Source organism: Tardiphaga sp. 172_B4_N1_3 (assembly GCF_052076035.1).
In the GTDB taxonomy this organism is placed as follows: domain Bacteria; phylum Pseudomonadota; class Alphaproteobacteria; order Rhizobiales; family Xanthobacteraceae; genus Tardiphaga; species Tardiphaga robiniae.
Map to the genome: position 1 here is coordinate 5,444,400 of NZ_CP197238.1, position 24,341 is coordinate 5,468,740.

Below are 24,341 nucleotides of genomic sequence, written 5' to 3' on the forward strand. Positions count from 1 at the left end.
GGCTAACCCAGCCCCGCGGCCTTCGCGATGGTGTAGGTGATCAGGCTCGCCACATAAGCCAGTGCGAACATGTAGAGGAACGTCACCACCATCCACTTGGTGCTGCCGGTCTCGCGGCGGATCACGGCCAGTGTCGAGGCGCATTGCGGGGCGAAGATGAACCAGGCCAGGAACGACAGAGCCGTCGCGAGGCTCCATTTGCTGGCCAGCGCCTGGCCGATCGCATCCGCCGCTTCCTTGCCGCCTTCGATCGCATAGACGGTGCCGAGCGCGCCGACCGCGACTTCGCGCGCCGCCATGCCGGGGATCAGCGCCACGGCGATCTGCCAGTTGAAGCCGAGCGGTGCGAAGAACGGCTCCAGGAATTTTCCGATCATCGCGGCGAGGCTGTAATTGATCGCCGGCCCTTCAGCGCCGGCCGGTGCCTGCGGGAACGAGGCGAGGAACCAGATCAGGATCATCATCGACAGGATCGTTGTGCCGGCGCGCTGCAGGAACATCTTGGCGCGGGTATAGACGCCGATGGCGATGCTCTTGATACGCGGCAGCTTGTAGTCCGGCAATTCCAGCATGAACGGCGCCGGCTGGTAGTCGCGCCACATGAAGAACTTGATGACGAAGGATGCCGCCAGCGCGCTGCCGATGCCCGCCACATAGAGCCCGAACATCACCAGTCCCTGCAGGTTGATCCATCCCCAAACCGTTTCGGCCGGAATGAAGGCGGAGATGATCAGCGTATAGACCGGGATGCGTGCCGAGCAGGTCATCAGCGGCGCGATCAGGATGGTGGTCAGGCGGTCGCGGCGGTTGTCGATGACGCGCGTCGCCATGATGCCGGGGATCGCACAGGCGAAGCTCGACAGCAGCGGGATGAAGGCGCGGCCATGCAGGCCGGCGCCGCCCATGATGCGGTCCATCAGGAACGCGGCGCGTGCCATGTAGCCGAAATCTTCCAGCAGCAGGATGAACAGGAAGATGATGATGATCTGCGGGAGGAACACGAGCACGCTGCCGACGCCGGCGATCAACCCGTTCTGCAGGAAGCTCTGCAAGATTCCTTCAGGCAGCACCTGCGCCACCAGCGTACCCAGCGCGCCGAATGAATCCGACAGCAGCTCCATCAGCGGCTGCGCCCAGGAGAACACGGCCTGGAACATCACGAACAGAATGAGCGCGAGAATCGCGAGACCGGCGACCGGATGCAGCACCACGGCATCGACGCGCGTGGTCAGCGTGTCGGGCTTGCTCGGCATCGTCACGGTGTCGCGGATGATGCGGTCAGCCTCGCGCTGCAGCGCCTTCATCTCGGACAGGCCGAGCGGCTTCCAGCCATCGCCTGTGGTAACTGCCGGCATGTTGGCGGCGAATTCGTCGGTGCGCTTGCGCAATTCCTCGACGCCGGCCTTCTTCACCGCGATCGAGGTGATGACAGGCACGCCGAGTGCCGCTGACATCGCATCGACATCGATGCTGACGCCGCGGCGCTGCGCGATGTCGAACATGTTGAGCACCACCAGCAGTGGGCGACCGGTACGCTTGAGTTCCAGGATCAGCCGCAGCGTGAGGCGCAGATTGGTAGCGTCGGCGATGCACAGGACCAGATCGGGCGCAGCTTCGCCGGGGCGCTTGCCGAGCACGACGTCGCGGGTGATCTCTTCATCCGGGCTGCGGCCGCGCAGCGAATAGGTGCCAGGCAGGTCGAGCAGCGTCACCTGACGGCCGGCCGGCGTGACGAAGGCGCCTGCCTTGCGCTCGACGGTGACGCCCGCATAGTTGGCCACCTTCTGGCGGCTGCCGGTGAGTGCGTTGAAGAGCGATGTCTTGCCGCTATTGGGGGCTCCCACCAGCGCGAGATGAAAGCGCTCGGTGGTCACGTCTGTATGGGTCATTTCACAACAACTGCCATGGCTTCGCGCCGGCGAACGGCGATCGTAATATTGTCGACGCGCACCGCGATCGGATCGCGCTGGATAGCGCCCTGATGCAGGATCTCGACGCGCGCGCCTTCGGTGAAGCCCATTTCCAGCAGATGCCGTTCGAGCTCGTGGCCGCTCTCGGCGGCGCCTGCAATATCGGGCTGCAACGCCACGATGGTTCCGATGAATCCGCGCGGCGCATTGCCGAGGCGCAATTCGTGTATGGATGTTTCGGATGCAGTCTGGTGCACGGTCATGCCGGACCTTGTCGAGCAGCGTCCTGACAAGGTCAAGACAAACGCACGTATGTTATTAGAATGATTATAAAGAGGCGCTCCGACACCGCTTACGATGCGCCCGCGGACTGCTCGTTCACCACCCGCTGCTGAATCTTCACCAGTTCTGCATAGATGCCGCCTTGGGCGATCAGTTCGTCGTTGGAGCCCTGCTCGGCGACGACGCCGTCCTTCAGCACGATGATCTTGTCGGCGTCGCGAATGGTCGAGAGCCGATGGGCGATCATGATGACGGTGCGGCCCTGCATCAGCCGGCGCAGCGCCTCGATCACCAGCGCCTCGGATTCCGGATCGAGCGCTGCTGTCGGCTCGTCCAGGATCATGATCGGGCTGTTGCGCACCACCGCACGCGCGATGCCGATGCGCTGGCGCTGGCCGCCGGACAGCGTGTCGCCGCGTTCGCCGACCATGGAGTCGTAACCGTGTGGCATGCGGCTGATGAACTCGTCGGCATTGGCGATCTTGGCGGCGGCAACGATCTCGTCATCGGTGGCGCCGGGCCGGCCATAAGCGATGTTCTCGCGGATCGTGCCGCGGAACAGCACGGTCTCCTGCAGCACGAAGCCGACCTGGGCGCGCAGGGCGGAGAGTTTGTAGTCGGTGACATCGGTGCCATCGATCAGCACGCGCCCCGATGTTGCGTCGTAGAAGCGCGGGATCAGGCTGAGCACCGTGGATTTGCCGGAGCCGGTCGGCCCGACCACGCCGACGATCTGGCCAGGTTCGATATGCAGCGAAACATCGCGGAGCACGCTGGCCTCTTCACTATAAGAGAAGGCGACGTTCTCGAAGGTGATGGCTCCCCTGGCGCGGCCGGGATCGACCGCACCCGGTTTTTCCACGATGACATCGTCGGCGGCCAGGATGTTCTGGATCCGCTCCAGCGCCACGGTGGTCTGCGCGATCGCGCTGGTCATGCTGGCGAGGTCCTTCACCGGTTTGAAGAACTGCGCGAGATAAGCGAGGTACACGGTGAGCGCGCCAGCCGTCATGGTGCCAGCGACAATCAGCGAGGTCCCCTTCCACAGCACGATGGCGGTGCAGAACGCCACCACGATGCCGACCACAGGCGAGAGCAACGACTTCACCTGACGCGCCTTCATGGCGGCCTCGACTGTTGCATGGCTGGCGGCCTCCAGCCGCGCCAGTTCGAGATCCTGCCTGCCGAAGGCCGTGACAGCGCGCACCTGGCCGAGGCCCTGCTGGACCACGGCGACGATCTCGCTCTGCCGTTGCCGCACCGTGCGCGTCACGTCCTTCACGGCGCGCTTGAAATGGAACACGAAGACGATCAGGAACGGCGTGATGCCCAGCGCGATCAGCGTAAAATCCCAGTCGAGCCAGAACATCAGCCCGATCATGAAGACGATGGTGATGAGATCGAGCAGGATATCCAGCGTCGACGATGAAGCGAAGTTTTGCAGCGTTGTGACGTCTGTGGTGATCGTGGACATCAACGCGCCGGTCTTGGCCTTGTCATAATAGCGCAGCGATAGCCGATGCAGATGCGCATAGATGCGGATGCGCAGGTCGTTGGCCACCCACTGGCCAACCGATGTCGAATAGTAGTTGTCGATGTAGGTGGCGATCGCGCCGATCACGGCGATGACCAGGGTGGCGATGCCGGCGAACAATGCGACGCCGAGCGTGTGGCGGCCGATGCCGTAGTCATGGGCCCAGTCCAGCCAGGCGGGCAGGTGATGGCTGCCCAGCGCGTCATCGAGCACCAGTTTCAGCGGCCAGGGCGCGGCTAGGCTCATGGCGATCTCGACCAGCATGGCGAGGAAGACGATGATCAGCCAGCCGCGATAGGGCCGGAGCATCTCGAGTACCAGACGAGTCATCGAACATTGTCTCCAGCAACACGGCCAGACCGGGAATCATGAGCACTCCGGGCGGTCGCAGTATATAGCCGCCGTCGGTTAGCGGGTCTTCACTGTAGTCGGGTACAGATGGATTTTTGCTGACAGCCCGCGCATTGTGGCATGCGGGCAGGAGCGACAGTTAATTTGGCAGGGCTGCGCAGGACCGAACATGAACGTGCGATCCGTTGCTTTCCCGTTCTGGGGCAGGGTGCTTCTGCTGGCCGGCATCCTCGGTCTGGTGGTGGGCGGCGGCCTTCTGACCTGGCGCTATATCGAGCGTCCGACCGTGCTCAAGCTGGCAGTCGGGTCGATCGATGGCGAAGCCGGCAAGACGGCATCGATCATCGCCAGCCATTTCGCCACCAGGAAGTCGCCCATCCGGCTGGATTTCGAGACCTTCGGCAACGCCGTCGATGCGGGTAAGGCGTTCTCCTCGGGCAAGGTCGATCTCGCTGTGGTCCGGGCCGATGTCGGCGATCTCTCCGAGGCGCGCGCCGTTGCCGTCATGGCCAAGGCGGTGGTCATGCTGATCGCGCCTCCCGGTTCGAAAATCACCAGCGTCGAAGGCCTGCGCGGCCGCACCGTCGGTGTGGTGGGCGGCGAGGTCAATCGCAGGCTGGTCGATGCGCTCACCAAGCAATACGACCTGACGAGCGCGAGGGTCACATTCAAGAATCTTGAGGTCAGCGATACCCGGCGCGCGGTGGAAGCCAAGGAAGTCGGCGCGCTGCTGGTGGTGATCCCGCTGACCGAGAAGTATTTGTCCCTGGTGCGCGGTCTGTTCAAAACCGGCGCGCCCGTGCTGATCCCGATCGATGCCGCCGGCGCCATTGCCGATGCCAATGGCGCCTATGAAAGCTTCGACATTCCGAAAGGGTCGCTGCGCGGCGCGCCGCCCGTCCCGGATGATGACGTGACAACGCTTCGGGTCAGTTACTATCTGGTCGCGAACAAGAAGCTCCATTCCAGCCTGATCGCGCGTCTGACCGAAATGGTGATCGCGGCGCGCCGCGATCTGATCGCCGGGCAACCGCAACTGGCCGGTATCGCCGCTGCCGACACCGACCCCGATGCCTTTATCCCCATCCATCCCGGCGCTGCTGCCTACTACAACGGTACCGAGCAGAGCTTCATGGACAAATACGGCGACGACATCTATCTCGCCCCCATGATCCTTGGCGCCCTTGCCTCTGTGCTGGCTGCCGCCTGGAAATTCCTCGGCATCCGCCCGCCCGACCACCGTGAGGCGACACTCAATGCACTTTATGCATTGCCGCGCCGGATCCGGGCGGCGGCGGACGATGCGGAACTGTGCGCGATCGAGCAGGAGGTCGACGATCTTCTCAGCGCGCAATTGGCGAAGACCATGCGCAATGATGACGATGCACTTGAAATGGCGACGCTGGTCTCTTCGGCACAGCGCCTCGATAACCTCATTCATCACCGCCGTTCGGCGCTGGCGCGGGCCCCATTTTCTGCCACGCCGCATTCAAGTATAGAGTCGGAGACGTAGTTCCAGGCCATGACGCTGTTTTGCAGAACCACCAGCCGTTTGCGGGCACCTTTATTTCTCGCGAGAGGTCAATCATGACGCATAACCTGCTCGTGTTTCCGGATGACACCGCGCAGTGCATCATCGATCCGATCAGGGCGGCAAAGCGCAGCCTGAACATCCGGATGTTCCTGTTCACCGATCCGACGCTGCTGCATGAGGTGATCGCGGCGAAGCGGCGCGGCGTCAAAGTGCGCGTCATGCTCAATCCGGCACGGCGCAACGGCGAGAGCGAGAATAACGAAACCGCCGCGGCGCTGGCTGCTGCCGGGGTCGAGGTCCGTGACAGCAATCCGGCCTTCGCGCTGACCCATCAGAAGTCGATGGTGATCGATCATGAGTGGGGCTTCGTCGAGTCGCTGAACTGGGAGACCCGCGATCTCACCGAGACGCGCGACTACGCGGTGACCACGACCAAGAAGCTCGAGATTTCCGAGATGGTGGATTGCTTCGAGGCCGACTGGGCGAAGCAGGATTTCGTACCGAACCCGGACTCGCAACTGATCTGGTGCCCGAACAACGGCCGCGAGCGGATCGGCGCTTTCATCGATTCCGCGCGGGACACGCTCTGGATCCAGAACGAGCGTTATCAGGACACGGACATCATCGAGCGGCTGGTTCGCGCGGTGCTGCGCGGCGTTCAGGTCCACATCATGGCGCGGCAGCCGCACAAGCTGAAGAAGAACAAGCTGATCGAGGGTATCGGGGGGCTGCGCATCATGCATGACGTCGGCGCCAAGGTGCACCGGCTCAATGACATGAAGCTGCACGGCAAGATGCTGTTGGCCGACGAGGAACGCGCTATCGTCGGTTCCATCAATCTCACGCCGGGCAGTTTTGACGATCGCCGCGAACTGGCCATTGAGACCGATGCGCACCATGTTGTGAAGCGTCTCGTCGAGACCTCGCATCACGACTGGAAACATTCGCGCAAGCTCGACCTCTCCGACGAGGCGGTGCAGGCGGATCTGGAAAAACACGGCATCCGGCAGTAGCTCGTTGTCGCTCAGCGCCGATCCGGCCGCGGCGATTGCCGGGCTCGGGGCTGCACAGGTTTCCTTTCCGCGCGGCGAGCATATTCCGTGGCTAGGTTCAGCAGTCGTTCGCGAACCACGGGGTCATCAATCTCCCGCGCCAGCTTTTCGCAGCGCTCGGCCTGCTCTCTGAAATATGCGGCTTCGCTAGGCAACTTTGTCGTTTTCCATGGGCAGTGCGGGGCGCAGGAACATCGCCGAGAGCTGATCCTTGATTTCCAGGACACGCGGCGATGTCATACCCGGGCGAATGCAGAGCAGCGCTTTGATGGTCGGAAGCTCCGGCAAGTAATAGTCCCTGGCCCAGACCAGTCCCGGCGGAATGATCCGGCTGGGAACAGCCGTCAGTCCGATGCCGGCTTCGACGGCGGCTTTCTTCGCGCTGTAGTCCTGACTGCTGAAGGCAATCCGATAGGAAAGGCCATGCCGCGTGAGCGTATGAATCATCCAGTCGTCATTGGTCCAGGTGACGATTGGGATCGGTGCGCCGGGGCTGAGCACGAATGATTTCGAGCGAACCCATGCCAGCCGGTCCTCGGATTCATCGACAATGAGCGGAGCCAGATCGGCACTGATTTCTCCCCGCTGGAAAAAACACCCGACGTCGATATGGCCGTCGATCAATGCTGTCGCAATCTCGGTGGACATTCCGGCATGGATATGGATGTCATTGAGGTTGCTCAGGCTCTGCTCGGCGACGAAGCGCTGCGCGAGGACAACGCTCAGGCCCAAACGAAGCCGGTCGACATGATTATCGGCTCCGCCGAGCGCAAGCACCTGATCGTTGGCCTCGATGATCTTGCGCGCCTGCGCAAGCACCAGCTTGCCAAGATCGGTCGGACAACTTCCGTTCGGCGTCTTGCTGAACAGCGAACCGCCAACAAGTTGTTCGAGGCGCTTGATCTGCGAACTCACCGCGGGCTGACTCAACCCCAATTGCTCCGCAGCCTTGGTCAAGCTACCTGTTTCTGAAATGGCAACGACGGTACGAACAATTTCAATCGGAATATTGAGATGCCGCTTGTGCATTTGAATATCCAGCCTCGCAATTGCGCCATGAGTCGGACCAAGTGGTGTCGCGATTCTCTACCAATCATATAGGCGTAATCACTCTTGGTTATATATTTGATTTGGATGGCATTTCGGGAACTTATGGCGTCATCAAAATCAGTGTGTGGCGGCTATCTACCGAATTCGATGATGACTACACGCGCCGTCGCATCGGACTCAATCGCGACAGGTGCTGATCCTTGTTCCACAAGCAGCCCATCATGCGCCGACAGGCTGTCGACGGTCGATGCCGACCGTACGGTCGCAATGCCATGCTCAACGAACAGAAACGCTTGTGCAGAAACTATAAAATCCTGACGTTTCATGACGTTGATGCGTCTCACATGCTGTGAGACGATCCCGCGCCTGCTCATCACATTCAAATCTGTAATGGGGCCGTCGATCAGTAACGCTGACGTTTGCTGATCGCCCGGGAAGGAATGGATCGTACTGCGATCAATGCGCACAGATGCGCTGCCGTGGACATTGAGGTCGATGCCGGCGCCATCGATGACCAGAAGTGTACGATCAATCCCGGGAAATGACGAGAACGGTCCGTCGCTCGTCACCTGCGCCATACTGACGCGCCAGTCGAAATCGTCCAGCTTTGCATTCGCCGGGAAGATCGCGATCTCCGTGGTCGATCCAAGCCCGTTCTTCCAGGGCATCACCTTGTAGTTCGCGGCGCGCAGGATCTGCATGCGCCGCACTCAGCCCTTGGCGTGCAGCGATGGCAGATTGAGGTGATGTTCCTCTGCGCAATCGATGGCTTCCTCATAGCCTGCATCGGCGTGACGCATCACGCCGGTGGCCGGATCGTTCCACAACACGCGTTCGAGGCGCTTTGCGGCTTCCGGCGTGCCGTCGGCGACGATGACCATGCCGGAATGCTGCGAGAAGCCCATGCCGACGCCGCCGCCGTGATGCAGCGACACCCATGTTGCGCCAGATGCGCAGTTGAGCAGCGCATTGAGCAGAGGCCAGTCGGAGACGGCGTCGGAGCCGTCCTTCATCGCTTCGGTCTCGCGGTTCGGGCTTGCCACTGAACCCGAGTCGAGATGATCCCTGCCGATCACGATCGGTGCCTTTAGCTCGCCCGATGCGACCATTTCGTTGAAGGCGAGGCCGAGGCGATGGCGATCGCCGAGGCCGACCCAGCAGATCCGCGCCGGCAGGCCCTGAAACTGGATGCGCTCGCGCGCCATGTCGAGCCAGTTCACCAGCGCCTTGTTGTGTCCGAGGATCTCCTTCACCTTGGCGTCGGTCTTGTAGATGTCCTCGGGATCGCCGGACAAAGCCGCCCAGCGGAACGGGCCGATGCCGCGGCAGAACAGCGGGCGAATATAGGCTGGCACGAAGCCGGGGAAGTCGAACGCGTTGTCGACGCCTTCTTCCTTCGCCATCTGGCGGATGTTGTTGCCGTAGTCGACCGTCGGCACGCCCATCTTGTGGAAGTCGAGCATCGCGCGGACGTGCTCGCTCATCGATTTGCGCGAGGCCTTCTCGACGGCCTGCGGATCGCTGGCGCGCTTGGCTTCCCATTCGGGCAGCGTCCAGCCTTTCGGCAGATAGCCGTTGACCGGATCATGCGCTGAGGTCTGGTCGGTGACGATGTCCGGCCGGACGCCGCGGCGCACAAGTTCAGGGAAGATATCGGCAGCATTGCCGAGCACGCCAACGGAAATTGGCTTCTTCTCCTTGTTGGCCTTCTCGATGATTGCCAGAGCATCGTCGAGGTCTTTCGCCTGTACGTCGAGATAACGACTCTTCAAGCGCATCTCGATGCGGCTCGGCTGGCACTCGACCGCCAGGCACGACGCGCCGGCCATGGTGGCAGCCAGCGTCTGCGCGCCGCCCATGCCGCCGAGGCCGGCGGTGAGAATCCATTTGCCGGAGAGGTCGCCGTTATAATGCTGACGTCCGGCCTCGACGAAGGTCTCGTAGGTGCCCTGCACGATGCCCTGCGAGCCGATATAGATCCAGGAGCCGGCCGTCATCTGGCCATACATCATCAGGCCCTTGCGATCGAGCTCGTTGAAGTGCTCCCAGGTGGCCCAGCGCGGCACGAGATTGGAATTGGCGATCAGCACGCGCGGCGCATCCGCATGCGTCTTGAATACGCCGACCGGCTTGCCGGACTGCACGAGCAGCGTCTCGTCAGTATTGAGCTCGCGCAGCGATTTGGCGATCTGGTCGAAGGCTTCCCAATTGCGCGCGGCGCGGCCGATGCCGCCATAGACCACCAGCTCGTTCGGGTTCTCGGCCACTTCCGGATCGAGATTGTTCATCAGCATGCGCAGCGGCGCTTCGGTGAGCCAGTCCTTGGCGGAAAGCTCTGTGCCGCGCGGGCTGCGGACGATGCGGCTGTTCTTGCTGCGATCCATGATGATGTCCTTATTTGGATGTCGCGGAAGTCCGGCCGTGCCAGACGCGGGCGTGAAGCGGATTGAAGCCGACGCGGTAGACCAGCTCGGCGGGATGTTCGATGTCCCAGATAGCGAGATCGCAGACCTTGCCGGTCTCCAGCGTGCCGACTTCGCTCAGCTTGCCCAGTGCCCGCGCGCCTTCGCGCGTCACGCCGAGCAGGCATTCGTCGACCGTCATGCGGAACAGTGTCGCGCCCATATTCATGGTCAGCAGCAGCGAGGTCAGCGGCGAGGTGCCGGGATTGCTGTCGGTGGCCAGCGCGAGATGCGTGCCATGCTTGCGAAACAGCGCGATCGGCGGAGCCTGGGTTTCGCGCAGGGTGTAGTAAGCACCCGGCAATACCACGGCGACAGTGCCGGCCTTGGTCAGCGCGATGACGCCGTCTTCGTCCGTATGTTCGAGATGATCGGCCGACAGCGCGTTATGCTCGGCGGCGAGTTTAGCACCGTGAAGGTTGGACAGTTGGTCGGCATGCAGTTTCACGGGCAGGCCGAGTTTCTTGGCGGCGTCGAACACCCGCGCCGTCTGCTCCGGCGAAAATGCGATGCCTTCGCAGAACGCGTCGACGGCGTCGGCGAGTTTCAGTTCGGCAATCGCCGGCAGCATTTCGGCGATGACCGTGTCGATATAGGCGTCCTTGTCGCCACCCGCTTCCGGCGGCATCGCATGCGCGCCGAGAAACGATGTCACGACGGAGACGTCGCGTTCCCTGCCGAGCTGGCGTGCCGCTGTGAGGCAGCGGATCTCGGTCTCCTTGTCGAGGCCATAGCCCGACTTGATCTCGATGGTGGTGACACCTTCGGCGAGCAGGTGATCGAGCCGCTTCAATCCGCTGGCGACGAGCTGCGCTTCGCTAGCTGCACGCGTCGCCTTCATGCTCGAAGCGATGCCGCCGCCGGCGCGCGAGATGTCCTCATAGCTGGCGCCCTCGAGCCGCATCGCGAATTCCGTGGCGCGGTTGCCGCCATAGATCAGATGGGTGTGGCAATCGACCAACCCCGGCGTGATCCAGCGGCCCTCGCAATCGATGCGAGTCTTGGCGTCGGCATCCGGCGGCAGGTCTGACGCAGGACCAGCGTAAGCAATCCCGCCATCCTTTGCTGCGATGCACCCGTCCTCCACAATCCCGAGGCCGGGCGTGCCGGGCGCCATGGTGGCAAGGCGTGCATTGGTCCAGATGGTATCGAAGGTCATGACGGACTGCCGTAAATTCGGGACGTCGTATGTCTATACATAATCAGCGGCTTCGCTTATTGTCGAGCGTCTTTTGAATGCAACAGGCAATCGCTATGGGCACGCAACGTGCTGCAAAAAGGCTGTTCTTCGCGCACGCGCTGCTGCCGTCGGGCTGGGCGCGAGACGTCGTTGTCGGAATCGAGAATGGCACCATCACGGCCGTTGCCGCGAATTCGAGCAGCGCTGACGCTGAAATCATCAGCGGCGTGGCGCTGCCCGGACTGCCCAATCTGCACAGCCATGCGTTCCAGCGCGGCATGGCCGGCCTCACCGAAATCCGCGGCGCGACCCAAGACAGTTTCTGGACCTGGCGGCAGTTGATGTATCGTTTCATCGATACGCTGACGCCGGATGACGTCGAAGCCATCGCGGCGTTCGCCTATGCCGAGATGCTGGAAGGCGGCTTCACCTCGGTGGCCGAATTTCACTATCTGCATCACGACGAGACCGGCACGCCTTATAGCGATCTCGCGGAGATGGGTACGCGCATCGCGGCGGCGGCCGGCGAGACCGGCATCGGTCTGACGCTGCTGCCGTCTTTTTATAATTTCAGCGGCTTCGGCGGCGCGCCGTCGATCCACGGTCAGCGCCGTTTCGTCAATGATCCCGCGCGCTTTCTGGCGCTGCTGGAGAAGTCGCGTGAAGCGATCAAGTCGGTCGATGACGCCGCCATCGGCATCGCGCCGCATTCATTGCGCGCGATCACGCCGGAGACGTTGAATGACGTCCTTAGCGCGGTGCCGGATGGACCGATTCACATTCACGTCGCCGAACAGACCAAGGAAGTCGACGACTGCATCGCCTGGTCCGGTCAGCGCCCGGTGGCGTGGTTGCTGGATCATATGCCGGTCGACAGGCGCTGGGTGCTGATCCACGCGACCCATATGACCGATGAGGAAACCGCCGGTGTCGCGAAGACAGGTGCCGTCATCGGCCTGTGTCCGCTCACCGAAGCGAGTCTCGGTGACGGCATTTTCGAAGGCCCGCGCTTCATCGATGCCGGCGGTGTGTTCGGCGTCGGCTCCGATTCCAATATCGAGATCACGGCGCCAGGCGAACTCAAGCAGCTCGAATACAGCCAGCGTCTCGCCTATCGCGTCCGCAATGCCGTGGCGCGCCATGAACGTGAATCCACCGGCCGTGCGCTCTATGAACATGCGCTGGTCGGCGGCACGCAGGCCTCGGGCCGCAATATCGGTGCACTTGCGGTCGGCAAGCGTGCGGACATTGTCGTGCTGGACACTGCGCATCCCGATCTCTGTGCCGTCACCGGTGACCGCTGGCTCGATGCCATGACCTTTGTTGCCGGCAAGTCGGCGATCTCCGACGTCTTCGTCGGCGGCAGGCAGGTCGTCAATAGCGGACGCCACATCAAACGCGCATCCATCACCGAACGCTATCGGCGCGTCGTGCAGCGGCTGGCGACACTCTGATGGCGACAGCGCGCGTGTCAAAACCGGCAAATGGAAAAGCGCAGGCCGCGCCGCAGGCGCTGTATCAGCGCATCCGTGCCGATCTCGAAGAGAAGATCCTCTCCGGCCGCTGGCCGCCCGGCTATCGCATTCCGTTCGAGCATGAACTGGTCGAGAGCTATAACTGTTCGCGGATGACCGTGAACAAGGTGCTGTCGGGTCTCGCGGCCGCCGGCGTCATCGAGCGCAAGCGCCGCGTCGGCAGTTTTGTCGCCAAGCCGCTGGTGCAGTCTGCGGTGCTGCATATTCCGGATATCCAGGCCGAGATCGCCAAGCGCGGCGAGGCCTATGCCTATGAGTTGCTCACGCGCAAACGACGCAAGGCAACCAAGGACGATCTCGAACGTCTCGGCATCGACAAGAGCTGCGACGTATTGGTGCTGAGCTGTCGGCACATCGCCAAGGGGCGTCCGTTTGCGCTGGAAGAGCGCCTGATCAATCTCGACGTGGTGCCGCCGGCGTCTGAAATCGATTTCACGCGCGTGCCGCCCGGTACCTGGCTGCTCGGTCACGTACCGTGGAATGAGGCTGAGCATCGCATTACGGCAAGTCTCGCCGACGATGTCGCCTTGAAAGCGCTGACGCTGAAGAAGCCGGCCGCTTGCCTCGTGGTCGAGCGCCGCACCTGGCGCAAGAACAAGATCATCACATCGGTGCGCGTCACCTATCCGAACGATCTGTATCAGCTCACCGCACGCTTCACGCCGACGGGGCTGCGATCATGAGGACGATATGAATCATCTGCCGCAGGCCGTCTGCGGAAATTGACTCTGGCAATCCGCCATGTTGCCATGCAGTATCATTCTAAATCTGGCTGAGGAGAGTGCGTTATGAAGTTGATTGGAGTTTCCGTCGCCGCCATGCTCGCGGCTCTCGTTGCGACCCCGGCTGCGGCGCAGACCAAGGTGACCATCGCCATTTCCGGCTGGACGGGTTTTGCGCCGCTGACGCTGGCGAAGGAAGCCGGCATCTTCGCGAAGAACGGACTCGACGTCACCATCAAGAAGGTGCCGCAAGCCAGCCGCCATCTCGCCATCGCATCGGGCGACGTGCAGTGCGCCGCCACCACGGTCGAGACCTGGGTGGTGTGGAATGCCAATGGCGTCGCCACCACGCAGCTGTTCCAGCTCGACAAGTCCTATGGCGCCGACGGCATGGCCGTGCGCGCCGGCACCGCATCGATCAAGGATTTGAAGGGCAAGACCGTCGCCGCATCGGCCCCGGGCACTGCGCCCTATTTCACGCTCGCCTGGTTCCTGAAGAAGAACGGCCTCAGCGTGAAGGACGTCTCCGTGGTCAACATGGAGCCGGGTCCGGCAGCGCAGGCCTTCATCGCCGGCCAGAACGATGCGGCCATGACCTATGAGCCGTATCTGTCGGCCGTGCGCGAGAAGCCGGAAGCCGGCAAGATCATCGCCACCACGCTCGACTATCCGATGATCATGGACACCTTCGGCTGCACGCCGAAGTTTATCGCCGATAACGAAGGTGCCGTGAAGGCGCTGGCCAAGAGCTATTTCGAAGCCGTCGCGATGATCAAGGCCGACCAGGCCAAGTCCTACGAGATCATGGGCGCCGACGTGAAGCAGACCGGCGAGAAGTTCGGCGCCTCCGCGCAATATCTGCGCTGGCAGGATCAGGAGGCGAACAAGAAGTTCTTCGCCGGCGAGCATCAGGCGTTCTCGAAGGAAGCGGCCGAGCTGCTGCTCGAGATCGGCGTGATCAAGGAAATCCCGGATCTGACGAAGCTCGCCGATCCGCGCTTCATTCAGTAAATACACACGCCGTCGCTTCCGTCATTGCGAGGAGCGAAGCGACGCGGCAATCCAGCTCTTACTTAAGGAAGACTGGATTGCTTCGTCGCAAGAGCTCCTCGCAATGACGATCATGAGCATCGAATACGCAGCATGAAACCACTCGCCCCCATCTCATCCACCGCGCGCGTGGTGCTCGGCATATCGTTCTTCGTGCTGTTCGTTGCCGCGTGGTCCTATGCGACCTTTGGTGGCTTCGTTTCCAAGACCTTCCTCGCCAATCCGTGGACCATGCTGCAGGACGGCTGGTTTCTGCTGGTGAAGCAGGGCTTCCTGCACGATATCGGCATGACCATCTGGCGCGTGATCGGCGGCTTCGTGCTGGCGGCGCTGTTCGCGGTGCCGATCGGCATCCTGATGGGCGCCTACAAGCCGATCGAAGCCTTTCTCGAACCCTTCGTCTCCTTTGCGCGCTATCTGCCGGCTTCGGCCTTCATTCCGCTGCTGATCCTGTGGGCCGGTATCGGCGAATTGCAGAAGCTGCTGGTGATCTTCATCGGCTCGGTGTTTCAGCTCATTCTCATGGTCGCCGTCTCCGTCGGTAGCGTACGCCGCGATCTCGTCGAGGCGTCGCTAACGCTCGGCGCGCGCGACGCCGGTGTGCTCAAACGCGTTCTCATCCCGTCCGCCGCGCCTGAGATCGCGGAAATCCTGCGCCTCGTGCTCGGCTGGGCCTGGACCTATGTCATCGTCGCCGAACTGATCGGCTCGTCCTCGGGCATCGGCCACATGATCATCGACAGCCAGGCGCTACTGGCCACTGGCCAGATCATCTTCGGCATTATCGTCATCGGCATCATCGGTTTGATTTCGGACTATGCGTTCAAGGCTGCGAACCGGCGCTTGTTTCCGTGGAGCATCATTTGAGCAAGCTCGTCATCGACAACGTCTCGCGGATCTTTCCGGCCGTCCGCGGCGGCACGCCGACGCGTGCGCTGGAGCCGACCAATCTTTCGGTCGCAGACAACGACTTCGTCACGATCCTCGGCCCATCCGGCTGCGGCAAGTCCACGCTGCTGCGCATGGTCGCCGGGCTGGATACGCCGACCACCGGCCGCATTCTGCTCGACGGCAAGGCCATCACCGGTCCGGGCGCGGATCGCGGCATGGTGTTCCAGTCCTACACGCTGTTTCCCTGGCTGACTGTCTCCGAGAACATCTCCTTCGGTCTGCGCGAGCGCGGTGTGTCGCAACGTGAGCGCAACGACATCGCCAAACAGTGGCTGGAGAAAGTCGGCCTCACCAGTTTCGCCAATCATTTCCCGAAGCAACTCTCAGGCGGCATGCAGCAGCGCACGGCCATTGCACGCGCGCTCGCCAACGATCCGAAAATCCTGCTGCTCGACGAGCCGTTCGGCGCGCTCGACAACCAGACCCGCGCCCTGATGCAGGAATTGCTGCTCGGCATCTGGGAGCGCGAGCGCAAGACAGTGATCTTCGTCACCCACGATATCGAGGAAGCGGTGTTCCTCGCGTCGCGCACCGTGGTGATGTCGGCGCGTCCCGGTCGCATCAAGGCCGATATCGCGGTCGATCTACCGCATCCGCGGCACTACACAATCAAGACCAGCCCGGCTTTTTCCGATCTCAAAGCGCGGCTCACGGAAGAAATCCGTGTCGAGGCAGTGCTCGCGGCTGAGGCCCACTGAGATTCTCAGGCCGCATCAGCGGCGTCAGGATACCGCTTAAGTAGCGCGCGATCTATCGAAGGTTGCATCGTTGCTTGCGTGTCCTGCTGTGGCTGCGTGGTTTTATCCGAACCTTAAGTACGTTCGCGGCCGCCGGGAACTCGGGCGCCGCGCAAAACAATTTGGCGACGTCTCGCACATACGATTGCACCACCGCGGCTGAAAGCCGGTGATCGGGTCATTTCAAAGACGGTCCGATGGTTTGAGCAAAGTAATTGCGAGTTGCGTTTATGACGTTGGTGCATGTCGACCAGAGTGATGCTGCCAGGACGCTCCTCGCCGGGCTGGAGCAGGCCATCGATGCTGTCGTGATGATCGACAGCAAGAATACCGTGACCCATTTCAACGCCGCCGCCGAACGGTTGTGGGGCTATGAGCGCGATGAAGTGCTCGGGCGAAATATCAGCTTTCTGGTGCCGATGGCCATCAGGTCGCAGCATGACGGATATATCGCCGCGAACCGCGCGACCGGCGCCAATCGCATTGTCGGTCACAGCCGCGAGGTGAAAATCGAACGCAAGGACGGCAGCGAGATCTGGGGATCGTTGTCGATGTCACGGGTCGAGGTGAATGGCGAGATCACCTATATGGGCTTCGTCCGCGATGTGACGGAGGAAGTGAAGCGCAGGGAAGAAATTATCCCGCTGGCTCTCGTGGTCGACAAGACGAAACGCGCTATCTACATCGCGGGTCGCGATGCACGGATCTGCTATGTCAACGGCGCCTTCACCGGCATGTTCGGCTACGCGCTGGATGAGGCGACGGGACTCATCCCGGAGGAATTCCTCGTCGGCGCATATACCAGCCAGGCGACGCTCGCATATCTGGACCAGCAGATCAGAACGGAAGGTTCTGCTGAAGACGAAATCCTCCTGTACGACAAAGCCGGCAACGAGGTCTGGGTCTCGGTTGCCTTGAATGCGATTCATGGCGCGGATGGAAAAATCCAGCACCTCGTCGCATTGATGACCGATATCACCGAGAGTAAGCAGCTTCAGTCGCTGCAGCATCACATTCTCGAAGCGCTGGCCGATGAGCAGCCGCTGCTCGACGTGATGGACAATCTTTGCCGGAAGGTGGAGCAGATCGCGCCCGATGTCGTCTGTTCGGTGCTACATGTCGATTCCGCGGGATTGCTGCATCCTTTGGGAGGGCCAAGCCTCCCGGCAGGTTATGCGCAGGCGCTGGACGGCATTGCCATCGGACCGGATGTCGGGTCTTGCGGGACCGCTGCCTTTCGCGGCGAGCCTGTTCTGGTCACCGATATCGAAAACGATCCTCTCTGGCTGCCATACAACAGCGCGCCGCTGGCTTCCGGTCTGAAGGCCTGCTGGTCGATGCCGATCAAGACCAGGGATGGGCGCGTCATCGGCACGTTCGCATTCTACTTCAGGGAATGTCGCAGACCCAGCCGCTTGCATCACGGCATCGTCGATGCCTGTGTTCATCTCGCCGCGGTCGCCATCGAGCGTGAGGAAGCGCGCAACGAAATCTCGAGGCTTGCTTATTTCGATGCGCTCACCGGTCTGCCGAACCGGACTCATATGCGCCAGTTGATGGAGCGCGCCGTCGCGGAATGCCCCGCAGATGCGCAGATGGCGCTGATATTTCTTGACCTGGATCACTTCAAGGACGTCAACGATACGCTGGGGCATGCTGTCGGCGATGACTTGCTGGTCGCCGTCACACAGCGGCTTCATCAGCACATCCGGCCTGGCGATATCCTGAGTCGTCAGGGCGGCGATGAATTCATCATCCTGATGCCGAACTGTATCGCGGCCGATGCCTCGCGCATCGCGGGCCGTCTCACCGAGGCACTGTCGGTTCCGCTGCAGCTCGGCGGCCATCAGGTGCCGATTTCTGCCAGCGCCGGCATCAGCATGTTTCCGGACAATGCCCGCGATCTCGACAGCCTGCTGAAATATGCCGATGCGGCGATGTACAAGGCGAAGCAGGCCGGCCGCTCCACGCATCGGTTTTTCAGCAACGACATGGACCGCGTGAGTGATGAGCGCCTTCGTCTCAGCACCGCTTTGCGCCACGCGCTTGCACAAGGCGGCCTGCGGTTGCACTACCAGCCGCAGATACGCGCAGGCAACGGCGATCTGTACGGCGTCGAGGCGCTGGCGCGCTGGCATGATCCCGTATTGGGCGATGTGTCACCGGCGAAGTTCATTCCGCTCGCGGAGGAATGCGGCCTCATCGAGCAGATCGGTATCTGGTCGCTGCGCGAGGCGTGCAGGCAGATTGCGGCGTGGCAAAAGGCAGGGCTCGATGTGCCTTGCGTCTCGGTCAATCTGTCGCCGATCAATTTTCTGAATCCGGGGTTGCCGGCGTTGATTTCCGACATTATCGCGGAAAACGAGCTGGCGCCGAACAGGCTGATGCTCGAAGTCACCGAGGGCGCGGTGATGAGCGAACACACGACCGCGATCGAGATCATGATGCAGATCCGCGCGGCCGGCATCGGATTGTCGATGGATGATTTCGGCACCGGTTATTCGAGCTTGAGCCGCCTGGCGCATTTGCCGGTGCGCGAGCTGAAGATCGATCGCAGCTTCATGCGCGGTATCGAGACCGAGGTCTGTGCTCTGGCGATCGCCACTGCCATCGTGTGCGTCGGGCAGAGCCTCAACATGACCGTCGTGGCCGAAGGCGTCGAAACCGAAGAACAGTGCAGGATTCTCGCCGGGCTGGGCTGCGACGTCATTCAGGGTTTCCTGTATTCGCCTGCATTGTCCGCATTCGATCTCGAAGCCTGGCTGGTGGCCCGCCAAGCCGAACGCTGGGCGGCGCTGGTCGACGAGCGCCGGGCCGAAGCTTCGCAAGAGGAAATGCGGTCGGGTGCGCTTGCGGCCATGTAATCTCGAGAAGTCGACGACCGTCGTTAACGTGTTCTTAACGACATCCGGTATTCCAGCCCCCCGATATGAGATCGAACGAACTTCTTAGCTTCTGGAGTTCAAATACACTCGTACCTACGAATGACATTGCCGCTGTAACGAAGGCAGCCGCCGTCGTGCTCACGCGGCTCCCGTGATCGAAGGTCGTTTCATGCCTACAAGTTCCGTCGGCCAGCCCAGTGAAGCTGCAAAGGCACTGTTCTCGGCGTTTGAACAGGCGGTCGATGCTGTCGTTATCACGGGTATCGACAATCAGATCCGGCACTTCAATGCCGCGGCCGAGCGGATGTGGGGATATCACCGCGACGAAGTCGTCGGACGCCAGGTCAGCGTCCTTGTGCCGCTCGACGTGCGCGAACATCTTGATGGAGTGATCGCGGCAAAGTCTGCCATGGACCCCCGGACCGCGGTCAAGGGGCGCCGCGAGTTCAGGATCAGCCGCAAGGACGGGAGCGAGGCCTGGGGCGCGTTCTCGATCTCACGCGTCGATTATGCCGGCAAGACGCTCTACATCAACTTCATCCGTGACGTGACGGACGATGTCCGTGACCGCGAGCAAAATGCGCTGATGGCACTGGTTGCCGAAAAGACCGACCGTGTCGTGATGGTCTCCAAACGCGACATGACTATCGTCTATGTCAACGACGCTTTTACAGAGCTGTTCGGATACACGCTTGCGGAAGCGATGGGCAAACACCCGCGGGATTTGCTGACCGGAGAGTATACCGACAACGAAACGCTGGAGCGGTTTCACGCGCAGATCGATGCCGAAGGACACGGGCAAGAGGATATCCTTGTCTATGACAAGGACGGTCACGAGATCTGGATCTCAAGCACGGTCAACGCAGGCCGCAACCAAGCCGGCGAGGTCGAGCATCTCGTCGCGGTGCTCGACGACATCACCGAGAGCAAGCAGATCCATTCGCTGCAGCATCATGTGCTGGAAAATCTGGCCAACGACATGCCGGTCGTGGATGTGATCGGTGATCTCTGCCACCGCGTCGAAGCCATCGCGCCTGATATCGTCTCGTCGGTGCTGCATGTGGACGCGGACGGCCGGCTCCATCCACTCGGCGGCCCCAGTCTCCCGCCGGCCTTCGCGCCCATTATTGACGGTATTGCCATCGGTCCCGATGTCGGGTCCTGCGGCGCGGCAGCCTTTCTCGGCCACGCGGTGCTGGCCACCGATATCGCCACCGATCCGCGGTGGCAGCTTTATAGCAGCCTGCCGTTGGAGGCCGGCCTGCGCGCCTGCTGGTCGACGCCGATCAAGGCGCGGGACGGCCGCGTCATCGGCGCCTTTGCCTTCTATTTCCGCGAGACACGGGGCCCGACGCGCTGGCACCAGACCATCGTCGATGCCTGTGTGCATCTGTGCGCACTGGCCATTGAACGGCACGAGGCCCGCAGCGAAATCGCGCGTCTGGCCTATTTCGATGCGCTGACCGGCCTGCCGAACCGCGCGCAACTGCGCCAGATCCTGACGGGGCTGATCGACAAGAGCAAGCCGAGGGACCGCATTGCGGTGATGTTCCTCGATATCGATCACTTCAAGGACGTCAACGACACGCTCGGTCATTCCATTGGCGACGAGTTGCTGGTCAAGGTCACGCAACGACTGTGCAGGCAAATCCGGCCGGCCGATACGCTGAGCCGGCAGGGCGGCGACGAATTCGTCATTGTGCTGCCGAATTGCGATGTTGAAGGCGCCGCCTTGATCGCCAGCCGCCTGCTCGAGACACTGCTGCCGCCCATGCAGCTTGGCGCCAAGCTGGTGCCGGTATCGGCCAGCATCGGCGTCAGCATCTATCCCGACAATGCCGGCGATATCGATGGTCTGCTCAAACATGCCGATGCGGCGATGTATCAGGCCAAGCAGGCCGGCCGCTCGACCTATCGCTTCTTCAGTGCGGAGATGAACCGCGTCAGCGAGGAGCGACTCGCCTTCAGTACGGCGCTGCGCAATGCCATCGTGCAGGATGCGCTGCGGCTTCACTATCAGCCGCAGGTTCGCGCTGACGGTCGCCTTTACGGTGTCGAGGCGCTGGCTCGCTGGTCAGATCCGGTGCTCGGCGAAGTGCCGCCATCGAAATTCATTCCGCTCGCGGAAGAATACGGACTGATCGAGCTGATCGGCACATGGTCGCTGCGCGAAGCCTGCCGGCAGGTCGCGGCCTGGCGCAGAAATGGCGTCGACGTGCCCAGCGTCTCGGTCAATCTGTCGCCGATCAATTTCCAGAATGGCGATCTCGCCACGCTGGTCGGCGAAGTGATCGCCGAAAACGGTCTGTCGCCGGACATGCTGATGCTGGAGGTCACCGAAGGCGTGGTGATGAGCGAGCATTCGACCGCCGTCGAGACCATGGAGAAAATTCGCAAATCCGGCGTGCAGCTGTCGATGGATGATTTCGGTACCGGCTATTCCAGCCTCAGCCGTCTCGCGCATCTGCCGATTCGTGAATTGAAGATCGATCGCAGCTTCATGCGCGGCCTTGAAAGCGAGGCGAGCGCGCTGGCGATTACGCGGGCCATCATACGCGTTGGCCAGAGCCTCGACATGATCGTGGTCGCCGAAGGCGTCGAGACCGACGGGCAGCGCCGGATTCTCACCGAACTCGGCTGCGACGTTATCCAGGGCTTCGTCTATTCGCCTGCGCTGCCGGTGCCGGATTTCGAACTCTGGCTCGCTGGTCACGAAACGTCGCGTGCCGCCATTGCCCTGAGTGAGATGCGGCGTCAGGCGCATCCGGAGCGGACGCTGGGCGTCGTCCCGTCCGTCAGACGGATCCCGTAGTCGCTATCTCTTGTCGAGCATCTCGCGCACCTTGTTGCCGAGGGCCGCTTGTGTAATCGGCTTCTGCAGCAAGGAGACGCCGGGATCGAGCCGGCCCTGATGCACGATGGCGTTGCGCGAATAGCCGGTCATGAACAGCACTTTCAGCTTCGGCTGCCGCTTCTGCATCTCGTCGGCCAGCAGTCGCCCGTTCATGCCGGGCATCACGATATCGGTCAGCAGCAGGTCGAACGGTTCGGGATCTTCGGTGAAGTCGGCCAGCGCTGCGTCGGCATTGCCGGCTTCGCGGACCTGATAGTTGAGACCTTCCAGCGTCTCGACCAGGTAGGACCGCACATCCGGATCGTCCTCCACGATCATCACAGTCTCGTTGCCCTTGCTGCCGACGATGCGCCTCTCGATCTCGCTTGCCTGCTCCGTATGCTGCCTGCTGCGCGGCAGATAGACCTTGATGGTCGTGCCTTCGCCGACCTCGCTATAGATCTTCACATGGCCGCCGGATTGCTTGACGAAGCCGTAGACCTGGCTCAGGCCGAGGCCGGTGCCCTGTCCGGGCTCCTTGGTGGTGAAGAACGGGTCGAACGCGCGCTCCTGCACGTCCTTGGGCATGCCCGGTCCGGTATCCGTCACCGAGATCAGGACATACTGCCCGATGACGACATCCGAATGCTGCAGGGCGTAGATCTCGTCGATGAAAGCGTTGCTGGTTTCGATCGTCAGCTTGCCGATCTTCAGATGGTCTTGGCCGGCCATGGCGTCGCGTGCATTGACCACGAGATTGAGGATGGCGGCTTCCATCTGGCTCGGATCGACCTCGACCTGCCACAGCCCGGCGCCGCCGACGATTTCGAGATCGATATTCTCGCTCAATGTGCGCTGGAAGAAATCCGACATGCCGTGGAGCAATCCGTTGACATTGATGGTCTTCGGGTCGAGCGGCTGCTTGCGTGCGAAGGCGAGCAGGCGCTGGGTCAGCACCACGGCGCGTTGCGCGCCGCCGGCCGCGCTGGCAATGACGCGCCTGAGGCGATCACGTGACGATTCCGTCCAGGTCGAGATGCTGTGCTCGGCGATTTCGAGATTGCCGATGATGATGGTCAGCAGATTGTTGAAGTCATGGGCGACACCGCCGGTGAGATGGCCGATCGCTTCCATCTTCTGCGTATGGCGCAGCATGTCCTCGGCTTCGCGCCGGTGCCGGCCCTCCTCGATCAGCGCCAGTTCGGTTTCGCGCAACTGTGCGGGCGAGGGGATCGCCAGTAGCCGCGGTAGCAGTGGCCAGAGAATCGCTGCGGTGACGACCGAAGCGACGGCCGTGATCGCCTTGAGGATTCCTTCGGCGCCATAGGCCGGAACCCACAGCGTGTAGATCGACATCACATGGGTCAGGCCGCAGGCCATGATGAAGAGCGCGAAGGCCCAGAAGATCCAGCCGAACTCCACATCGCGGCGCTTCCAGACGAAGATCGTGAGTACGACGGGAATCGAGAAATAGGCCGCGGCGATCAGTGCATCCGAGGCGACGTGAAGCCAGATCAGGCCGGGATCCCACAGCAGACAAATGCCGTGCGGGGCAAACATGGAACTATCGAGAAAGTTCTGGAGTGATGCCCACATCGCGTGCCCCCGCCGATAGCTGGTATCTAGCAACCGAGGGTGACCGGGCGGTGTGGAGGCGTCAAGCGTGAGCGCAATTGCGAACGGGGCTTATCAGACGCCGAATGCGCTGCGGGGATTGGCGAATTCGGTGAGGGCGCCGATGATCTGGTGCTGCCGATAGGGTTTGGCAATGAAGCGACCGCCATCCGGCAGGTCGCGTTCGCCTATCCTGAAGTGGCCCGATGTTGCGATGATGCGAATGGGCGGCCAGCGATTGGCGACGGCATGGGCGAGCTTGAGCCCGTTCATCGAGCCGGGCATGTCGATATCGGTAAAGATGATCCGGATATCGTTGCGCGCTTCGAGCACGCGGATCGCAGCGTCGGCATCCGGCGCCTCGATCACCCGGAAACCGGCGTCCTCGATCATCTCGACCGCAAACATGCGCAGCAGTACATCGTCCTCGACGACCAGGACGGTGGCGGGGAGGGCGGCGTCGTTTACGGCAGCGTCTTGGGCCATGGGATTTGAACCTTGATCGCCGGTTGTTCCATGGGCCACAGGGCCGGGATGGTTCGGGTCGAAAGCGTCGGTCAGTCTAAACGTGATCAATCGAATACGAATATAGGTCGCGTAAAAACTGTTTTGGTTCGCATGTCTTTGCTAAGCGAGCTGATCGCGCTTTCGTTCCGCCG

Annotated in this window: 18 protein-coding genes; 9 read left to right on the plus strand and 9 right to left on the minus strand. The window is 61.9% G+C overall.

Annotated features, from left to right (window positions below; genetic code table 11):
* Positions 1 to 2 precede the first annotated feature (2 nt).
* From feoB to AB7783_RS25765, 3 genes are all read right to left on the minus strand, one after another.
* Positions 3 to 1,889 carry a ferrous iron transporter B gene (gene feoB, locus AB7783_RS25755; RefSeq protein ID WP_441279147.1) on the minus strand — a complete coding sequence of 629 codons (1,887 nt, stop codon included), beginning with the start codon at positions 1,887 to 1,889 and terminating at the stop codon, positions 3 to 5.
* Complete coding sequence (locus AB7783_RS25760; protein WP_175365953.1) at positions 1,886 to 2,173, minus strand: FeoA family protein; 288 nt, start codon at positions 2,171 to 2,173, stop codon at positions 1,886 to 1,888. The genes feoB and AB7783_RS25760 overlap by 4 nt, the downstream gene beginning before the upstream one ends.
* Before the next feature lie 89 nt (positions 2,174 to 2,262).
* Positions 2,263 to 4,056 (minus strand): ABC transporter ATP-binding protein, encoded by a 1,794-nt coding sequence (locus AB7783_RS25765; RefSeq protein WP_441279148.1) that lies wholly within the window; start codon positions 4,054 to 4,056, stop codon positions 2,263 to 2,265.
* Positions 4,057 to 4,246: 190 nt separating this feature from the next.
* On the opposite strand from AB7783_RS25765, the gene AB7783_RS25770 reads away from it, so the two are divergent.
* Both AB7783_RS25770 and AB7783_RS25775 read left to right on the plus strand, forming a co-directional pair.
* A complete protein-coding gene (locus tag AB7783_RS25770; RefSeq protein WP_441279149.1) occupies positions 4,247 to 5,590 on the plus strand; it encodes a TAXI family TRAP transporter solute-binding subunit in 1,344 nt (447 codons plus the stop codon).
* 74 nt (positions 5,591 to 5,664) lie between these two features.
* Positions 5,665 to 6,624 (plus strand): phospholipase D-like domain-containing protein, encoded by a 960-nt coding sequence (locus AB7783_RS25775; protein ID WP_093761610.1) that lies wholly within the window; start codon positions 5,665 to 5,667, stop codon positions 6,622 to 6,624.
* Between the two features lie 186 nt (positions 6,625 to 6,810).
* On the opposite strand, the gene AB7783_RS25780 is transcribed toward AB7783_RS25775, so the two are convergent.
* The 4 genes from AB7783_RS25780 to hutI all read right to left on the minus strand — a co-directional run bounded on the left by AB7783_RS25780 (position 6,811) and on the right by hutI (position 11,334).
* Entirely contained in the window at positions 6,811 to 7,692 is an 882-nt protein-coding gene (locus AB7783_RS25780) for a LysR family transcriptional regulator (protein WP_175365957.1), read from the minus strand.
* A 152-nt stretch (positions 7,693 to 7,844) separates the two neighbouring features.
* On the minus strand, positions 7,845 to 8,414 hold the full coding sequence (locus AB7783_RS25785; RefSeq protein ID WP_441279150.1) for a HutD/Ves family protein: 570 nt from the start codon (positions 8,412 to 8,414) through the stop codon (positions 7,845 to 7,847).
* Positions 8,415 to 8,423: 9 nt separating this feature from the next.
* Positions 8,424 to 10,097 (minus strand): urocanate hydratase, encoded by a 1,674-nt coding sequence (gene hutU / locus AB7783_RS25790; protein ID WP_441279151.1) that lies wholly within the window; start codon positions 10,095 to 10,097, stop codon positions 8,424 to 8,426.
* Between the two features lie 10 nt (positions 10,098 to 10,107).
* Positions 10,108 to 11,334: an imidazolonepropionase gene (gene hutI / locus AB7783_RS25795; RefSeq protein WP_441279152.1), complete on the minus strand. Its 1,227-nt coding sequence runs from the start codon at positions 11,332 to 11,334 to the stop codon at positions 10,108 to 10,110.
* Between the two features lie 95 nt (positions 11,335 to 11,429).
* On the opposite strand from hutI, the gene AB7783_RS25800 reads away from it, so the two are divergent.
* The 7 genes from AB7783_RS25800 to AB7783_RS25830 all read left to right on the plus strand — a co-directional run bounded on the left by AB7783_RS25800 (position 11,430) and on the right by AB7783_RS25830 (position 22,047).
* A complete protein-coding gene (locus AB7783_RS25800) occupies positions 11,430 to 12,809 on the plus strand; it encodes a formimidoylglutamate deiminase (protein WP_441279153.1) in 1,380 nt (459 codons plus the stop codon).
* On the plus strand, positions 12,809 to 13,573 hold the full coding sequence (gene hutC / locus AB7783_RS25805) for a histidine utilization repressor (RefSeq protein WP_120288196.1): 765 nt from the start codon (positions 12,809 to 12,811) through the stop codon (positions 13,571 to 13,573). Before AB7783_RS25800 ends, hutC begins: the two co-directional genes overlap by 1 nt.
* A 105-nt stretch (positions 13,574 to 13,678) precedes the next feature.
* Positions 13,679 to 14,623, plus strand: a complete 945-nt coding sequence (locus AB7783_RS25810) for an ABC transporter substrate-binding protein (RefSeq protein WP_120288197.1) — start codon at positions 13,679 to 13,681, stop codon at positions 14,621 to 14,623.
* Between the two features lie 132 nt (positions 14,624 to 14,755).
* On the plus strand, positions 14,756 to 15,529 hold the full coding sequence (locus AB7783_RS25815; RefSeq protein ID WP_093761596.1) for an ABC transporter permease: 774 nt from the start codon (positions 14,756 to 14,758) through the stop codon (positions 15,527 to 15,529).
* Positions 15,526 to 16,311, plus strand: coding sequence for an ABC transporter ATP-binding protein (locus tag AB7783_RS25820; RefSeq protein ID WP_441228464.1), 786 nt, complete (start codon positions 15,526 to 15,528; stop codon positions 16,309 to 16,311). Before AB7783_RS25815 ends, AB7783_RS25820 begins: the two co-directional genes overlap by 4 nt.
* A gap of 269 nt (positions 16,312 to 16,580) precedes the next feature.
* Positions 16,581 to 19,214, plus strand: coding sequence for an EAL domain-containing protein (locus AB7783_RS25825; RefSeq protein ID WP_441279154.1), 2,634 nt, complete (start codon positions 16,581 to 16,583; stop codon positions 19,212 to 19,214).
* 190 nt (positions 19,215 to 19,404) lie between these two features.
* The gene (locus AB7783_RS25830; protein ID WP_441279155.1) at positions 19,405 to 22,047 is read left to right on the plus strand and encodes an EAL domain-containing protein; all 2,643 of its coding nucleotides are present in this window, start codon (positions 19,405 to 19,407) and stop codon (positions 22,045 to 22,047) included.
* Positions 22,048 to 22,050: 3 nt separating this feature from the next.
* Here the strand turns inward: AB7783_RS25830 and AB7783_RS25835 are convergent, their stop codons facing one another.
* On the minus strand, positions 22,051 to 23,628 hold the full coding sequence (locus AB7783_RS25835) for an ATP-binding protein (protein WP_441279156.1): 1,578 nt from the start codon (positions 23,626 to 23,628) through the stop codon (positions 22,051 to 22,053).
* A 129-nt stretch (positions 23,629 to 23,757) separates the two neighbouring features.
* Complete coding sequence (locus AB7783_RS25840; protein WP_439073399.1) at positions 23,758 to 24,168, minus strand: response regulator; 411 nt, start codon at positions 24,166 to 24,168, stop codon at positions 23,758 to 23,760.
* Positions 24,169 to 24,341 lie beyond the last annotated feature (173 nt).

What these genes read in the sequence shown, in the direction of transcription:
- AB7783_RS25830 (WP_441279155.1), top strand. Translation starts at nt 19,405, where the DNA reads ATGCCTACAAGTTCCGTCGGCCAGCCCAGTGAAGCTGCAAAGGCACTG.
- hutI (WP_441279152.1), bottom strand. Translation starts at nt 11,334, where the DNA reads ATGACCTTCGATACCATCTGGACCAATGCACGCCTTGCCACCATGGCG.
- AB7783_RS25840 (WP_439073399.1), bottom strand. Translation starts at nt 24,168, where the DNA reads ATGGCCCAAGACGCTGCCGTAAACGACGCCGCCCTCCCCGCCACCGTC.
- hutU (WP_441279151.1), bottom strand. Translation starts at nt 10,097, where the DNA reads ATGGATCGCAGCAAGAACAGCCGCATCGTCCGCAGCCCGCGCGGCACA.
- AB7783_RS25775 (WP_093761610.1), top strand. Translation starts at nt 5,665, where the DNA reads ATGACGCATAACCTGCTCGTGTTTCCGGATGACACCGCGCAGTGCATC.
- AB7783_RS25800 (WP_441279153.1), top strand. Translation starts at nt 11,430, where the DNA reads ATGGGCACGCAACGTGCTGCAAAAAGGCTGTTCTTCGCGCACGCGCTG.
- AB7783_RS25785 (WP_441279150.1), bottom strand. Translation starts at nt 8,414, where the DNA reads ATGCAGATCCTGCGCGCCGCGAACTACAAGGTGATGCCCTGGAAGAAC.
- AB7783_RS25815 (WP_093761596.1), top strand. Translation starts at nt 14,756, where the DNA reads ATGAAACCACTCGCCCCCATCTCATCCACCGCGCGCGTGGTGCTCGGC.
- AB7783_RS25780 (WP_175365957.1), bottom strand. Translation starts at nt 7,692, where the DNA reads ATGCACAAGCGGCATCTCAATATTCCGATTGAAATTGTTCGTACCGTC.
- AB7783_RS25835 (WP_441279156.1), bottom strand. Translation starts at nt 23,628, where the DNA reads ATGTTTGCCCCGCACGGCATTTGTCTGCTGTGGGATCCCGGCCTGATC.
- AB7783_RS25825 (WP_441279154.1), top strand. Translation starts at nt 16,581, where the DNA reads ATGACGTTGGTGCATGTCGACCAGAGTGATGCTGCCAGGACGCTCCTC.
- AB7783_RS25810 (WP_120288197.1), top strand. Translation starts at nt 13,679, where the DNA reads ATGAAGTTGATTGGAGTTTCCGTCGCCGCCATGCTCGCGGCTCTCGTT.
- hutC (WP_120288196.1), top strand. Translation starts at nt 12,809, where the DNA reads ATGGCGACAGCGCGCGTGTCAAAACCGGCAAATGGAAAAGCGCAGGCC.
- AB7783_RS25765 (WP_441279148.1), bottom strand. Translation starts at nt 4,056, where the DNA reads ATGACTCGTCTGGTACTCGAGATGCTCCGGCCCTATCGCGGCTGGCTG.
- AB7783_RS25760 (WP_175365953.1), bottom strand. Translation starts at nt 2,173, where the DNA reads ATGACCGTGCACCAGACTGCATCCGAAACATCCATACACGAATTGCGC.
- feoB (WP_441279147.1), bottom strand. Translation starts at nt 1,889, where the DNA reads ATGACCCATACAGACGTGACCACCGAGCGCTTTCATCTCGCGCTGGTG.
- AB7783_RS25770 (WP_441279149.1), top strand. Translation starts at nt 4,247, where the DNA reads ATGAACGTGCGATCCGTTGCTTTCCCGTTCTGGGGCAGGGTGCTTCTG.